Here is a 14,501-nt window from a genome sequence, read left to right on the forward strand (position 1 = left end):
GTTTGAACTCGTAGGTTAAATTAAACAATTGCATCACCTCCTAACACCATTATACAACTGTTTGACAAAATAACAGGACGATTTATCAAATAAAAAGCCGCCCGATAAGGACGGGGCTTGTATCCCCAATTTTCGGTCAAAACTCTCACACTTAGTCAGGGCGGGTTTAGTTAAGTTTCACCGACAGTGCCAAAACGTTATCTGTAAAACCCGCCCCTACAGATCGGCTGTTCCCTCTGCTACTTCTCTATCTGCACAGCTACTTACCCCGCTTCCCGTCTCCCCTCTTATTGTTGCAAGTCGCTTCCGGAATCGGATCGTAACCCCCCGGATGAAATGGATGACAGCGTAAGATACGCCGCAGTGCGAGGATACTCCCACGCCAAGCTCCGAAGCGTTCAACGGCTTGTAGGGCATAAGTTGAACAGGTTGGGTGAAATCGACAGGTTGGCCCAAAGATAGGGGAAATAAAGGTTTTATAGCCTTGAATTAGCCAAATTAATAAAATTTTCATCATTACAACTCGATACTATGATAATGTATTGCCTAAATCTTCACAACTCGCCATTCATCCCGTCGCGCTCAAGGGAGGGTCTTCTGGCGGATCGCTCAGATAAGGCACTCCTGTGTTATTCTTGTTAACTCTTGCTTGACTCAATACCTTGGTTTGAATCAATTCCGGCGTTATGGCTCCAGATTAGTATTGTGGCACTTGGGCTAGGTGTGATTGTGCTATCCGCTGAGACACTCCATCGTCACACTTCGACGAGTTCAGAATTAGCACGCAAAGTGGTTCACATCGGTACAGGCAATGTTATTTTGCTGGCTTGGTGGTTACAAATTCCCGCCTGGGTTGGTATAGCCGCCTCCATCATCGCTAGCGCGATCGCACTGTTGTCGTATTATGTGCCATTTCTGCCCGGTATCAACAGTGTAGGACGTAGAAGTTTTGGCACATTCTTCTATGCTGTGAGTATCGGTATCCTCATCGCCTGGTTTTGGTCGCCCCATCAATTCCACTATGCTGCCATTGGCATTTTAGTCATGACCTGGGGAGATGGACTAGCGGGACTGATTGGTCAGCGATTTGGGCGGCATAAGTACCAAATCTGGGGGATGACAAAAAGCTGGGAAGGTTCTGTGACGATGACTCTGATCAGCTATGGGGTCAGTTGGTTAATTCTATTTGGCGTCCAGGGTAATGTTTGGCAAACCTGGTTAGTGCCTATAGTTGTAGCGTTAGGGGCTACCGCTTTAGAAATGTTCTCGAAGTGGGGCTTGGATAATCTTACCGTACCTGTAGCCAGTGCGGCTTTGGCGTTTTACCTTCATCAACTGTTTCCTCTAGTTTGAGTTTGATGATCATAATCTACACATTTTGTAATATATTGTTAGTATAGTTAAAAAATCATCCTCAAGACCGATCACGTTTTACAACACTTTCTTGCCAAACGTAGATATAGCATGAACTTCTTCAATCCCACAGAGCCAATTATTCGGATCAAACAGCACGAACTCGACTACCAAGACCGTCAAGGATTGTTACGCCTGCATTGGCAACTCGGACGCAAGACTCTGCTATCTGCCTTTTATACCCGTATCGACCAGGTATTCCTGTTCTGGGGTATAATTTGTGCCATGATTTTCATCACCGCCCAATTTTTGCCGATTAGCTGGAAACTCCAAGCCGGACTTTGGTCAGGACTCACCCTAATTGGCACCGCAGCGATGGTATTACTCACTAACTTTTGGGTAAAAGTCGAACGCCTCAACTGGTTACTTTATTTTTGGGGAGTCCTGATGGTTGGTGGTGTCATTCTCACCGATTTGAGCATCTTCCTGGGTTGGGGACATCTGTTGATTCGCCTTTGTCCTCTATGGTTGGGATTGTGCGCTGTGGGTTATTTAGGGACAGGAATAGGGATGCGATCGCGTGCTTTTACTCTAGCAGGTATCTTTCATTTACTGAGTATTGCTCTTTTAAACTATGTAGGGGGATGGCAGTTTCTCACCACGGGTATCGTGATGACCGCCTCTCTACTGATGTTTGCCGAAACTCAGTGGGATATGCGTCCTCCAATTGAGTACAAGTTGTTAACCCCAGAACAAAGACAGTTCAATCAACAGCAACATCAATTGCGTCAACTCTCCTTGTAAACCCAAAAATTATACTCTTTTAGATGGATAGCAAATTGTTGTCCTTTATACCTAAGGAGCGATAACGTGAAAGAGTTTAGCCGCTACTATGGTAAATAACAAAGGAATTGCACCGGATTGGAGGTTTTGCCGCAGTGATCCATTTGTTGCACATTGAAGGAGAGCGACGTCAGATGTGCAAACGGTGCAACCAAATCGCTGAGCAAAGGTGGTGTGAAGTTTTTGTCGCTTCCTTCACTTTGTTACTATCAACGGGAGATTAAACTCTCCATCAGAGCGGTCGAAGGTAGTAGAAACCTAGCGTTCAGCTTCTCAAATCAATTTCCTTTGAATAAATACTCAAATAAAAGTTGGTGAATAAACTTAACATATCTTCACCAACTTAACTTTTTTAAATGAACCCATGAATAGTTGCCAAACCAATTTTTTCCCGATTTTCATCGGATGTTACCAATCCGCTCCTCTGGGTTTGTGGAAGGGTTCACCACTGAAGGGTTGTACGCCCGTAGATGGATAAGCATCGTCGCTGGGACCAAAAATTCTGACAACCGCTTCCGATATATATTGGGTCATTTCTGCAAACAGTTTGGAAACATTCATAACCTTGTCCTCCTAATAGAGTAAAGCTCAGTCAGATTTAAATTGATGTATTCGTATGCAATTCACTTGTTAATTATGAGGGATGCGCCACATAAAAACAGTATTTTGCAACATTTATTTGATTATGTTTGCAATACTTTTCCTAAGGTTCAGTCAAACGCCCGATTATTCGCTATTTGTATAAATTTTCTTTGACATCCTTGACATTCTGTAATAATTTGTTGCACCCTTTCCGGAAAAGCCCGACATCCCCTACGAAGTTTGTCCCAAGTCCAGTACCTGTTAGATAACTATTTTTGGTGATTTCTACTATAATTGGGGCAACTGAACTGATTCCTGTACCAGGTCGCGGTCAGAGTACTAATTCCTCATAGTACAGCATGGCTTCCCTGCTTTCCCTTTGTGAACGCGGCTCGCGGCAATCTCCGGCTTCAACGAAGTAAGCCGGAGAAGGATAGGGGACAGGCGAGGGATTCAACATCCCGAAGCCTGTCAAATTGCTAGACTTTTGATAGAATAGTAGCATGAAAACACGTCGAGTAACCTACAGATTATATCCCAACAAATCTCAGTGTGACAAGTTACATTGGGCTAGAAAAATGCATGGCGAACTCTATAATGCGGCTATCGCAAATCGCCGGACGCAATACAAACACTTGGGTCATTCTGTAGATTATTTTGAGCAACAGAATTGTTTACCTGAGTTCAAGAAAGTTTGGATTGAGTACGCTGAATTAGGTTCTCACACGTTACAAGCTACGTTAAAGCGTGTTGATTTCGCCTATCAGAGGTTTTTTAAAGGTTTAGGGAAATATCCCAAGTTCAAAGCCAAGGGTAGATATGCAGGTTGGACTTATCCAGATAAAGCAAGCTGGAAAGTTTCTTCTAATGGCAAAAACGGTCACTTAGAGCTGCGAGGCTTGGGCTTGAACATTCAGATGAGAGGTCGAGCTAGAACTTGGGGGAGTGCAACAACATGTACGATTTGCTTGAGAAATGGCAAATGGTACGCATCTATTACACTCCAGTGTGAGCCAGTCCGCAAGACAAGTACAGGCTCTATCGGTATTGACCTAGGCTGTAAAGACGCAATAACGCTATCGACAGGCGAAAAGATTGCTAAACCTGACTTTATTAAGGAGGGACACAGAAAGGTCAAGGCGGCATCAAAGCGTTTAAGACGTAAGAGAGCGCCCAACAGGAAGAAAAAGATAAAAGGTTCAAGCCGATGGAAAAAGGAACGCAAGAGGGTTTCTAAACTCCAAAGCAAAGTAGGGTGTCAAAGAAAAGATTGGCTCCATAGAACAACTAGCGATATAGTCAGCGGTAATAGCCTAATCGCTAATGAGCAGTTAAACGTTAAAGGGATGACTCGCCGAGCCAAAAAAGGTAAGCGTAAAAAGCAAAAAGCGGGTTTAAATCGCTCTATCCTTGATGTTGGATTTGGAATTATAGGTCAATTGTTGGATTACAAAGCGGCTGAGGCTGGCGGATTCTATGTTGAGTCCCCGACTCAGAAACTCAAACCGACTCAAAGATGCGCTAAATGTTGGGAAGTAACACCTAAGACCTTGGCTGATAGAGTTCATATTTGCTCTAATCGTGAGTGTAATCATGTTGAGGATAGAGACGTTAATGCTGCCCAAGTTAATGAGATTTGGGCAAGGGGTTTGGAACGAGCCTCTCAAGACGCCGAGCTGCCTAGCGCTACCAAATGCGGAAGTATGCGGCAACTAGGAGCAAGGAAGCGCCAGAAACAGCGACTTACTTCGTTGAAGTCGCTTTAGTTCATTAATAATCTTCAGCAAACCTATGCTACAGGAAGACCAACAACTCACTCTGACTCCAGCCGATTACAGTCTATTGACTGATCTGTATGAACTGACCATGGCTGCTTGCTATGTTGGTGAAGGTTTAGAGAATCGACGCGCCAGCTTTGAATTATTCGTGCGACGTTTACCTAACGGCTTTGGCTATTTAATTGCCATGGGCTTAGCACAGGCGTTAGATTATCTAGAGAAGCTTCAATTCGATGAATCTCAAATAGAGGCATTGCAGGCAACAGGGCTGTTTGAGCAAGTCCCAGAACGCTTTTGGTCAGTACTCAAGTCAGGACGATTCTCTGGCGATGTTTGGGCTATACCCGAAGGAACCGCCGTATTTGCCAATGAACCCTTGCTGCGGGTGGAAGCCCCCCTGTGGCAAGCCCAACTGGTAGAAACTTATATTCTGAATACAATTAACTACCAAACCCTAATTGCGACTCGGGCTGCACGGATGCGAGATGTTGCTGGAGAGGATGCCAAGCTGTTGGAATTTGGTACCCGCCGTGCGTTTAGTCCACAAAGCGCAATCTGGGCAGCACGGGCAGCATTAGCCGCAGGATTTGATTCTACCTCAAATGTGGTCGCGGCACTGAGGTTGAACCAAAAACCCAGTGGCACAATGGCACATTCGCTGGTTATGGCAATTGCTGCTGTATCTGGGAGTGAGGATGAGGCATTTAGTGCATTTCAACGCTATTTTCCCAGTGCGCCTCTATTAATTGATACTTATGATACAGTTGCGGCGGCTCAACGTCTGGCAAAACAGGTCAAAGCGAATCAGACGAAGGTTGCAGGTGTGCGCTTAGATTCTGGAGATATTGCTGATCTGTCTAAACAAGTGAACTCGCTGCTACCGGAGGCGAAAATCTTTGCCAGTGGTGATATGGATGAATGGGAGATTGGCAAGATTAAACAGGCGGGTGGTATTATTGACGGCTATGGTGTCGGTACGCGACTGGTCACAGGTAAGCCGGTTAATGGGGTGTACAAACTGGTGGAAATGGATGGCATTCCCACAATGAAGCAGTCGAGTAGTAAGGAAACCTATCCTGGGCGCAAACAAGTTTTCCGCCATTGCGTTGAAGGAAAAATTATCAAAGATCGGCTAGCAACTGCATCCGAATCCCCTCAAGAACAGGAGTATTCCGTGCTGCAACTGATGGTTAAAGAGGGTAAACGCTTAAATCCACCGGAACCGTTAGCGGACATCAAAAAACGCACAGCGGCGACTGTGGCAATGATTCCTGATTCAATCCGTCAAGTTGACGATCCCCAGCCTCTACAAGTAGACATTTCTGATGAATTAAAACAGCTTACTCAACAAACGGAAAAACGATTAGAGCAAGAAGCCGCTGATGTCTGATTCTTGACATCCTCCCTAGCTGTCTGCTTCCTTGAGCCGAATAGAACGGTGACGATAGTCATCTACAATTAAGACAGAATGCCAATAGTCGTGAACCTTAAATCTAGCTATGCATAGTTATACTCTCATAGATGCCCGCGATCGCCACAGTGAAGTGTTTGAGCAAGCCGCTATTGAGCCTGTTGTGGTGACGCAGCAATCTCAACCTAGCCATGTGATTATGTCCGCACAGACCTACCAGCGACTACTCAAGCGCCTCGAAGAATTAGAAGATATGCTTTTAGGTCAAACAGCAGTAGCCGCACTGAAGAACTCTCAGATGGTGGGAACAGAAACATTCACATCAACTCTCCAAGGTTTGGCAAATGGCGAAGCTTGATGGACTAGAAACTGTTCTGGATTTTCTCAAGGGGTTACAACCCAAAATTGCGGCTCAAATTGCTAAGAAAGTGTTGGCACTGAATGTTGACCCCCTGCCTACTGATAGCAAACAGCTATCCGGTTATCCAGATTATTATCGGGTTGATAGCGGTGAGTACCGAATCGTATATCGGTTCAATCCGAATCAGGATTTGGTTGAAGTAATCTTGGTTGGTAAGCGTAACGATGATGATGTATATAAACGACTAGAACGCTTCTTTAAATAGTGCGACTTAAACGTTTAGGGAATGCCAGGTTAATAGCTGCCATTATCAGGATGAAGCAATTACACCCAGCCTTTATCTGTATCCCCCGTATCACTATATAATGATGATGCTACCGGACTTGATATGACTAGTATTGCCTTATTCGGAACGAGTGCTGATCCACCCACTGCAGCTCATAAAACCATTCTCAGATGGTTGTCAAACCACTACGACCAAGTCGCTGTCTGGGCGTCAGATAATCCATTTAAGTCTCACCAAACTTCCCTGGAACACCGTAAGCGGATGTTAGAGGTGTTAATTTCTGAAATTGAAACACCGCGTAATAATATTGGTGTACATGAGGAGTTTAGTTGTAGCCGAACTGTAGAAACGTTAGCCAAAGCTAAGGAAACTTGGGGGGATGGGGTGGACTATACTCTAGTGGTGGGTTCGGATTTAGTCAATCAGATACCCCGTTGGTATCGGATTGAAGAATTACTCCGCCAGGTACAGTTACTGATTGTACCGCGTCCCGGTTATGAAATAGACAAGGCAGGTTTAGAGAGATTGAGGCAGCTTAACACTCACGTTGCGATCGCGGATCTCGATGTACCTGGAGTTTCCTCCACAGCCTATCGTGAAAAAAAAGACCCAGAAGTGGTCACACCTCCCGTGGCAAACTACATTAATCGAGAACAATTGTACAGATGAAGACAAATTATTCAGGTATAGGGGCGTTCTTGGCTATACTTTTATGGGGACTATCACGTTTTTAAGTTCAAAACGTCACAGTTTTGGATAACCATGTCAGAACGCGGCATCAAACCGATAAACCAATCAGCGTTAGCTGACTTCAAAGTCGGTGTTGACAATGTTATTTTCTCTGTCGATACTCAACAAAACCGCGTCTTGGTGCTATTAATCATGCGCCAGGATGAACCTTTTGCCAGTCAGTGGAGTTTGCCAGGAACTCTGGTACGTCGGGGAGAATCCCTAGAAGATGCCGCCCATCGGGTTCTAGTTGAGAAAATTCGGGTCAATAATCTCTACTTGGAACAACTCTACACCTTTGGCGGTCCGAATCGCGACCCCAGAGAATCCCCAAAAAGCTTTGGTGTTCGTTACCTATCGGTTAGCTACTTTGCCTTAGTTCGGTTTGAAGAAGCACAGTTTATTGCTGAGGGGGTTAGTGGTATTGCTTGGTATCCAGTTAAGCAAATACCTCCCCTAGCCTTCGATCATGGCAAAATTATCGAGTATGGATATCAGCGTTTGCGGAATAAGTTGGAGTATAGCCCCGTAGCGTTTGATGTATTACCTGATGTTTTTACGCTCAGTGATCTCTATCAACTCTATACCACTGTTTTAGGCGAAAACTTCTCGGATTATTCTAATTTCCGCACTCGCTTATTGAAGTTGGGTTTTTTAGCCGATACAGGTCTAAAAGCCTCACGGGGAGCTGGTCGTCCAGCGTCTTTATACCGCTTTGATGCTGAGGCATTTGCGCCGTTTAAGGATAAGCCATTGGTTTTTCTTTAAAGATACAGCAATTTGTCGTATTTTATAATTATTGTTCATCGAAACGATTATGACTAAATCGACGATTCAGTACACAACCAAACATTTAAAAGAACTAGGTTTATTTATTGAAGTTAGCGGCAGAACGGACAGTGAACGCAGTCGCAAAAAGGCGCTGGAAGAAATTGAACGCCGGATGGATGACCCAGAGGATACCAGCTTAGATGCGAATAGTTTTGCTGATGGGTTAAGCAGTGAAGATTTAATTGTCGTTGGACCCCCATCAGCGGCGGAATCGCCAGAAGATGAACCGGAAATCATTCAAGCGGTGAAGGCGATCGCGCATTTAGCCAGTTTACGAGTTAGCTTAGAAGAGGTACAGCAGCAGGCGTTGGAGTTACGTCCGGTAATTGAGGCACTCTTTAGCCCCGAACCCCTGACTCCCGAACAAATGCAGCAGGCGACAGATAAGAGTTTTGCTAAAACGTTAATCAAGTTTGCTGAAGCTAAAGCCGCACGGGATCAATTTTTACCCGAAGCGCAACAAGCTTGGCAGATCCTAAAACCCGCTTTAGAGAATGTTGATACTGCTTCTAATCCAGTTCTTTCATCTGTACAAAACTCTAAAACTGATAAGTACGGACAGTGATATTAGGGCATAGGGTACGGCATTGCCGTACCCCTACCACAAGGGATAATTGATGGGGTAGGGACACGATAGTATCGTGCCCTAATATAGCAAAAGGCTCACCAATAATGGAGCGACAAAACCCGCCCTTATGCACCTTTTACATCAAGAGCATGTTGCTGGAGTTCACTCAGGACGTTTCTCGCGCTAGTCATAACAGCACCTTTGATTGATAAACCTTTCCATCAGATAGGATACTTGCTCATTCGTCATTCGTCATTGGTTATTGCACAAAGAATCCTTGCACTGAATCGGGGCGGGTTTAGTCACATCAGGGCGGGAAACAAATGTGAACCGTCAAACCCGCCCCTACAACTATGCCACGGGGGATGAGGGTGGAGCAGTTCGATGGGTGCGGGTAAATAGCCCAAAAGCTCCCCCCCCCTGCATGAGTGTTCACCTTAAGTTTACACAGATGCAAGCCTTGCGCCCCTACATTCAAATTGATTAACTTGCTTATTTGTACGAATGATACAAACTTAGCTTAAGTCAGTGCACCGCCACAACTCGAACCACACCCAGCGGTGCAACCGTAACAATAGGAGGCGGTACGAATTTCGTTAATCATATCTAATGTTCCTGCGGCTAATAGTTTATTCACCGTTAAAGCTTCCCCAGTGCGAGACTTGGCGGGTATCTCTTCCATTTGATTAAAATCGCAGTCGTAAATATTTCCGCGATAATCAATGGAAAGTTCGTTACGGCACATCAAATGTTCCACTGTAGTCGGATTAAAGTTATCTTCCAGAAACTTCAGGTAAGGCGTATACAGCTTTGTTCTTTGCAGGTAAAACTTAGTTCTGCCAACGGGTAAATTCGTAATCGTGAATAACTGGTTAAAGTCAATATCAAAATTATCCTTAAGGAACCATTTATAATCCTGCTCTAATTTAACTTGATTCGGCGTTAAGGAAAAGTTTTCACTCACGGGTAATGATGGGTTATAGACCAAATCCAGGATTAAATTGGAATTTTTTCCATAGCCCAATTGATTTAGCCGTTGAATTGCCCGAATCGAATCATTATAGACCCCTTTTCCCCGCATTTTATCCACATTTTCTTCTAAATAGCAGGGAAGGGAGGCGACAACTCTCACCTGATGCTGGGCAAAGTATTCGGGCAAATCATGGAATCCCGGTTCAAAGAAAATGGTTAAATTTGAGCGGACAATCACTTCTTTTTTCGTTGAACGCGCCGCTTCAACTAAGGGTTTAAACCCATAATTCATTTCGGGTGCGCCACCCGTTAAATCAACGGTTTGGATTTGAGGAAAGCGATGAATTAGTTGGATGAGTTGGTTACAGATTTCGGGGGTAAGTTCTTCAGTGCGTTTGGGTCCGGCTTCCACATGACAATGGGTACAGGCTAGATTACAGCGTTTTCCCAGATTAATTTGAACCACAGTAATTTGATTTTTGGTTAAAGGTGTCGTTAGTTTTTGGTTAAACGGTGTTACGGCAAATGTGGCTGTCTGTGTCATTGGTTGAATTCCGGGAAATACATCTTGACTTCAGTATCTAGCTAGCCAAACCCATCTCGGCTGGCTGGGTATATAATAAATCATTTAGTTTGAGTCTGGAACAATTAAACAGGTGTTCAATGAGTTTTTGCTGAAAATCGGCTTAATTTAGACTGAAAAAGTTGATAAAACAAGCGCTGACTATAGCAACCGCCATAGCGGTTAGGACACATCTTATGGTAGAGACGTTCCGCCGGAGCCATGGCGCGTCTCTTGTCCTAATCGATGGGACGCCTTAAAATGACTAGGAAAAAAGACCTAGGGGGTGACTTCATCGGATTTAGGATCAATAATCTTTCCAAAGACAAAATAATAGCTTTACATTTTTGACTTCAACCTTCATTCTGGCTTCACCAAGAAGCTTGGCAAAGGAGTTAAGCTGAGGTTACTTTATATCATTAACTCAGGAGCCAAAGAATGAAAGGAGTGAAAGAGCAAGCCCGCCAAGAGACGATTTATAATGGTTCGCAATTAACCACCAAACCCTTCTTGATGGATGTGACGCCTCTGAGGAAAAAAAAATTAGCTTGTCGGTGGATTACCTCATCTGCTAATCCGGGAACTTTAATGGGAATGTGGGATTTTTAACTGGATTTGGCGAGAAGTACGCCGCTGTAATTTGATGTCATGGTGTCTGACTATAACTATTTTATGGGTTCTAACTGGAGTCGATACCGATACAAGGCGACGGGTTTATCTAAAGCTTTAAAATAATCAGGATCTTGAGGGGAAAGGTAAATGGCGGTGATTTGCCATGCTTCAATTCCGGAATCAGGTGAGGGTAATTGATGATAAGCGGTTGTGGTTTCCACCTGATTTAAATAGGGTTGGTTTGTACCGCGAAAGTATTGATTAGTTACCTCTGTAGCAATAAAGCGATCGCGGCTGGGGGTTTCTGTGTTTCGATCTGTGACAATAGAGATAATTTGGCGTCCCGATCGCAATTCGGTGATTTGCCGATTCACAGAGGCGGGATCTACCTTCACCGAACGAATAGCGCTATCGCCTAGATAAGCTTGGGCGATATTTAAGCCATTGAATACTCGATCAGCAACAACCCCGGATTCCCTTTGTCGGGGAAGGGGTATAATGCGATCGCGAGATTTAGATTGCACCTGATCAACCCGTTCAAACCGTACCCGAAACTGCATCGGCTGATTTAAATAGCGGCGATTACTTTTCATCCCCGGTGTTACCACTTCTGGCGCTAAGGGTGCAATTTGTTCGACGAGGGTGCTGGTAACATTCCAGGTTCCCTCCATCCAATCGGGGTACACTAAATCCCCAGTCGCCGCCGTTACTGGGGGTTTAGTTTGCCAATTGGGGAATTGCGCCACGCGATTAGATAATTGTCCGGCTTGTGCTGGATTTGTGCAAAAGCAGTAGACTATGATTAAGCCCAATCCTATGAGTCTGGGGATAATTGCCACAACTGAATTGACCTTTGCTCGGTGTCGGTTAACAACAGAGAGCGCTCTCACAGTAGGATACCTCGTCAGTGAACCTTTACCCAATCATGCCAATTTCTCGGTCTAGATGCGACAACCAGTAGGTGTTTTTTCCGACGAGTTAAAATTTGAGGCTGTATTCCTTATCCAGTTAGGGTTTGCCGCCTTGTCATTGATTGAGGTTAATGCGCGGATGGGTAGGTGTTTTTTTGAAGAGGTTGAGAAAAATGGCTGAATTGCTTTGTGTACAAGAGGTTGAGCCTCATTACGGCAAAATCTCAGCCGCGCAAATCTTGAAAAGCTTGCTGTAACTGGTTTTCAGGAGATTTTATCAATAGACTCTTGCCAAGACCTATCCCTGAGATGCTATTATTTTTATCAGCCGCGCAACCGTACCATGAAAACTACATAGTGTCAGGTTTCCAGATGACCGCTCTTGGAATTCCCCTGAATCCCTATCAGGGATTGAAACCCTTATCCATTAAAAATCAATATCCCCAAGAAACGGTAAGGATACGGCAATGCCCATTGGTATCAACTTAAGGCTGAAACCCTTACTTAATAAGAGATCCCCCCTAGCCCCCCATCCCCCCTAGCCCCCCATCCCCCCTAGCCCCCCATCCCCCCTAGCCCCCCATCCCCCCTAGCCCCCCTTTGAAAGGGGGGGAAAAGGGGGGGAAAAGGGGGGAACCAGAAATTAATCAAAGTCCCCCTTAAAAAGGGGGAAGCCAAAGGATGCTTCGCTTTTGTTCCATGGGGGATTTAGGGGGATCTAAACTTTGAGCGCTAGTAATACAAAGTCTTAAGTTGACACGGATGGGCAATGAAAGAGCCCCTACAAATACCCTTAACCGAATACATTAATCAAGTGAACAATCCCCTATCGCGTGACGTACCCAGCGCTGCCCTTACGGGACAGCGTGGGCAACTGAAGCCTTGAATAAGGCGGTCAAAACTTCCTTCAAGGTACTATTAGTAGTGGAAGAAACCACTACAGGATTCCCTTTACGGCGTTTTAGGGTAGGGAACACGTCCAGCCCTACACGTTTTAGGTTGATAGCAGCATTAATGTCTCTATCAACCCAGATTTGCAACTGTTCATCCCAATACTCTCGAATCGAACAATCTGTGAATACAAACTCGTCTCGATAGCAGAGGATTTGGGAAGTATAAGCAGGATTCTTTTCAACGACCACAGCCCCAGCTTTTGCAGCTATGTAACTTAGCGTGGAAAAGAATTGTCCGAATGCAGCATCCAGCCAGGATTTGTTCAGTCCTGACTTTGCGGATTGCCCGTTGGGAAGGTATTTCCCGTCATCATCTTGTTTAGGTGCATTACGCTTGGTCAATCCTTTGAGGTTTAAGTCCTCACAGAAAAACACCTTCTTCCCGGTTCGCACCAATTTGTACGCTGTCTTGTACTGGAAATCTTGACGACTCCTAGCAATGCGCTGATGAAACCTTGCTTCTCTTTTGGCTAGTTTACGGCGACGGCGAGACCCTTTGTTTTTAGCGTTTCGCTTGGTCTGCAACTTCCCTAGCTTGTCGAGGTTTTTCCTCAGGGGCTTAAGAGAGGGGATGCTTTCACCTTCAGAGGTGGCAATATACACATCTTCGTTCAGGACAGCATCTAGTCCCATCGAATTGTCCCAAGTCGGGATTGTCTTATCTGGGGTAAAGTCTGGAACGGATGGGTCGTCTAAAATGAATGACACATACCAGCCGTCAGATTTGTTCGTAACACTGACCTGCTTGAGGTTAAAACCATCTGGTATCGGGCGATGAGTTCTCACCTTGACTAGCCCAATCTTGGGAAGCCTTAGGTAGAGCCAACGACCGTTGACCGTGCAGAACTTCAACCACTCATTCTTTGCCCCATCAAAGACCATCGTGCGATAACGAGACTCGCTCTTAAACCGAGGCCGGAGAGAGCGTTTCCCATCCTTGTCTCCCTTGATGTATCGCTCGAATGCCTTGTCAACTCGCTTGCAGACATTTTGCAAGATAGTCGAATAGATATCACTGAAGTCTAAGAGTTCTCCTGACCATCTCACCAGTACCAAGTCTTCCTTGATGCTAGGTAGTTGATTCTTCTGGTTGTAGTAGTTGGGACGTTCCTTGAGTTCGGGCAAGTGACAAATCAGGGGACAGGAATTAACCGGACATCGGTTCTGCTCCCACCAATCCAGTCGTTCACCCAGCATCCGGTTGTACCAATAGCGACAAACCCTCAATCCATTCTTGAGGGAGATCTTTTGCTTGTCACTGGGATACAGGCGGTATTGGTAGGCTGTTTTCATGTCTTATATTGTACCGCACTATGGTTAAAAAGAAACGCTACAGGTCTAGCTCTCGCTCCGTCTCAGACCTTAAAGCGCATTTAGTGCTGACGACCAAGTATCGAGCGAAGTGCATTAATGCTGCACTACTAGAACAGCTCGAAACCAGCATTAGGGGGCTGTGCGAAAAATGGGGAGTAACAGTGATTGAGTTCAACGGAGAGGATGACCATGTTCATCTGCTGTTTTCTTATTACCCACAGATGCAACTTTCTAAGTTCATCAATAACTTGAAGACTGTTAATAGTGGTAAGGTTAACAAGGAGTTTTCTGAGCATCTGGCTCAGTTCTTTTGGAAAAAGGATGACGATAGCAAAAGGGAATTCTGGAATGACTCCTATGCTATTGAGTCTGTGGGTGGAGCGAATATCGAGGTTCTGGAACGATATATTCGCGGACAGAATGCACCTACTCGTT

18 protein-coding genes are annotated in these 14,501 nt (G+C 45.0%); 12 read left to right on the plus strand and 6 right to left on the minus strand.

Annotation, left to right across the window (positions count from 1 at the left end):
• Positions 1–259: 259 nt before the first annotated feature.
• The gene (yidD, locus tag RIM23_RS24575; protein ID WP_446370231.1) at positions 260–514 is read right to left on the minus strand and encodes a membrane protein insertion efficiency factor YidD; all 255 of its coding nucleotides are present in this window, start codon (positions 512–514) and stop codon (positions 260–262) included.
• Between the two features lie 131 nt (positions 515–645).
• Between yidD and RIM23_RS24580 the strand changes: the two genes are divergently transcribed.
• A complete protein-coding gene (locus tag RIM23_RS24580) occupies positions 646–1,353 on the plus strand; it encodes a diacylglycerol/polyprenol kinase family protein (protein WP_446370201.1) in 708 nt (235 codons plus the stop codon).
• Between the two features lie 111 nt (positions 1,354–1,464).
• Positions 1,465–2,157, plus strand: coding sequence for a hypothetical protein (locus RIM23_RS24585; protein WP_446370203.1), 693 nt, complete (start codon positions 1,465–1,467; stop codon positions 2,155–2,157).
• A gap of 447 nt (positions 2,158–2,604) precedes the next feature.
• On the opposite strand, the gene RIM23_RS24590 is transcribed toward RIM23_RS24585, so the two are convergent.
• Positions 2,605–2,757, minus strand: coding sequence for a hypothetical protein (locus RIM23_RS24590; RefSeq protein ID WP_446370205.1), 153 nt, complete (start codon positions 2,755–2,757; stop codon positions 2,605–2,607).
• A gap of 524 nt (positions 2,758–3,281) precedes the next feature.
• Here RIM23_RS24590 and RIM23_RS24595 point away from each other — a divergent pair.
• From RIM23_RS24595 to RIM23_RS24630, 8 genes are all read left to right on the plus strand, one after another.
• Positions 3,282–4,544 carry an RNA-guided endonuclease InsQ/TnpB family protein gene (locus RIM23_RS24595; protein ID WP_446370207.1) on the plus strand — a complete coding sequence of 421 codons (1,263 nt, stop codon included), beginning with the start codon at positions 3,282–3,284 and terminating at the stop codon, positions 4,542–4,544.
• A 25-nt stretch (positions 4,545–4,569) separates the two neighbouring features.
• On the plus strand, positions 4,570–5,946 hold the full coding sequence (locus tag RIM23_RS24600) for a nicotinate phosphoribosyltransferase (RefSeq protein ID WP_446370209.1): 1,377 nt from the start codon (positions 4,570–4,572) through the stop codon (positions 5,944–5,946).
• 109 nt (positions 5,947–6,055) lie between these two features.
• The gene (locus RIM23_RS24605; RefSeq protein WP_446336343.1) at positions 6,056–6,325 is read left to right on the plus strand and encodes a type II toxin-antitoxin system Phd/YefM family antitoxin; all 270 of its coding nucleotides are present in this window, start codon (positions 6,056–6,058) and stop codon (positions 6,323–6,325) included.
• On the plus strand, positions 6,312–6,593 hold the full coding sequence (locus RIM23_RS24610; protein WP_446370211.1) for a type II toxin-antitoxin system RelE family toxin: 282 nt from the start codon (positions 6,312–6,314) through the stop codon (positions 6,591–6,593). The genes RIM23_RS24605 and RIM23_RS24610 overlap by 14 nt, the downstream gene beginning before the upstream one ends.
• A gap of 123 nt (positions 6,594–6,716) precedes the next feature.
• Positions 6,717–7,283 (plus strand): nicotinate-nucleotide adenylyltransferase, encoded by a 567-nt coding sequence (locus RIM23_RS24615; RefSeq protein WP_446370213.1) that lies wholly within the window; start codon positions 6,717–6,719, stop codon positions 7,281–7,283.
• A 93-nt stretch (positions 7,284–7,376) separates the two neighbouring features.
• Positions 7,377–8,111: an NUDIX hydrolase gene (locus RIM23_RS24620; protein ID WP_446370215.1), complete on the plus strand. Its 735-nt coding sequence runs from the start codon at positions 7,377–7,379 to the stop codon at positions 8,109–8,111.
• Positions 8,112–8,160: 49 nt separating this feature from the next.
• Positions 8,161–8,739, plus strand: a complete 579-nt coding sequence (locus RIM23_RS24625; protein ID WP_446370217.1) for a hypothetical protein — start codon at positions 8,161–8,163, stop codon at positions 8,737–8,739.
• A 328-nt stretch (positions 8,740–9,067) separates the two neighbouring features.
• A complete protein-coding gene (locus tag RIM23_RS24630) occupies positions 9,068–9,229 on the plus strand; it encodes a hypothetical protein (protein ID WP_446370219.1) in 162 nt (53 codons plus the stop codon).
• Positions 9,230–9,262: 33 nt separating this feature from the next.
• Here RIM23_RS24630 and arsS read toward each other — a convergent pair whose 3' ends face one another.
• Entirely contained in the window at positions 9,263–10,258 is a 996-nt protein-coding gene (arsS, locus tag RIM23_RS24635) for an arsenosugar biosynthesis radical SAM (seleno)protein ArsS (RefSeq protein WP_446370221.1), read from the minus strand.
• A 116-nt stretch (positions 10,259–10,374) separates the two neighbouring features.
• Complete coding sequence (locus RIM23_RS24640) at positions 10,375–10,500, minus strand: hypothetical protein (protein ID WP_446370223.1); 126 nt, start codon at positions 10,498–10,500, stop codon at positions 10,375–10,377.
• A gap of 214 nt (positions 10,501–10,714) precedes the next feature.
• Between RIM23_RS24640 and RIM23_RS24645 the strand changes: the two genes are divergently transcribed.
• Positions 10,715–10,885 carry a hypothetical protein gene (locus RIM23_RS24645; RefSeq protein WP_446336369.1) on the plus strand — a complete coding sequence of 57 codons (171 nt, stop codon included), beginning with the start codon at positions 10,715–10,717 and terminating at the stop codon, positions 10,883–10,885.
• Between the two features lie 56 nt (positions 10,886–10,941).
• Here the strand turns inward: RIM23_RS24645 and RIM23_RS24650 are convergent, their stop codons facing one another.
• Positions 10,942–11,778 (minus strand): DUF6816 family protein, encoded by an 837-nt coding sequence (locus RIM23_RS24650; protein WP_446370225.1) that lies wholly within the window; start codon positions 11,776–11,778, stop codon positions 10,942–10,944.
• A gap of 875 nt (positions 11,779–12,653) precedes the next feature.
• Positions 12,654–14,045 (minus strand): RNA-guided endonuclease InsQ/TnpB family protein, encoded by a 1,392-nt coding sequence (locus RIM23_RS24655; protein WP_446370227.1) that lies wholly within the window; start codon positions 14,043–14,045, stop codon positions 12,654–12,656.
• Between the two features lie 20 nt (positions 14,046–14,065).
• Between RIM23_RS24655 and tnpA the strand changes: the two genes are divergently transcribed.
• Positions 14,066–14,501: IS200/IS605 family transposase (gene tnpA, locus RIM23_RS24660; protein ID WP_446370229.1), on the plus strand; the 436-nt coding region annotated here is incomplete at its 3' end.

It is taken from the genome of Coleofasciculus sp. G3-WIS-01, assembly GCF_040223135.1.
Lineage (GTDB): Bacteria > Cyanobacteriota > Cyanobacteriia > Cyanobacteriales > Coleofasciculaceae > Coleofasciculus.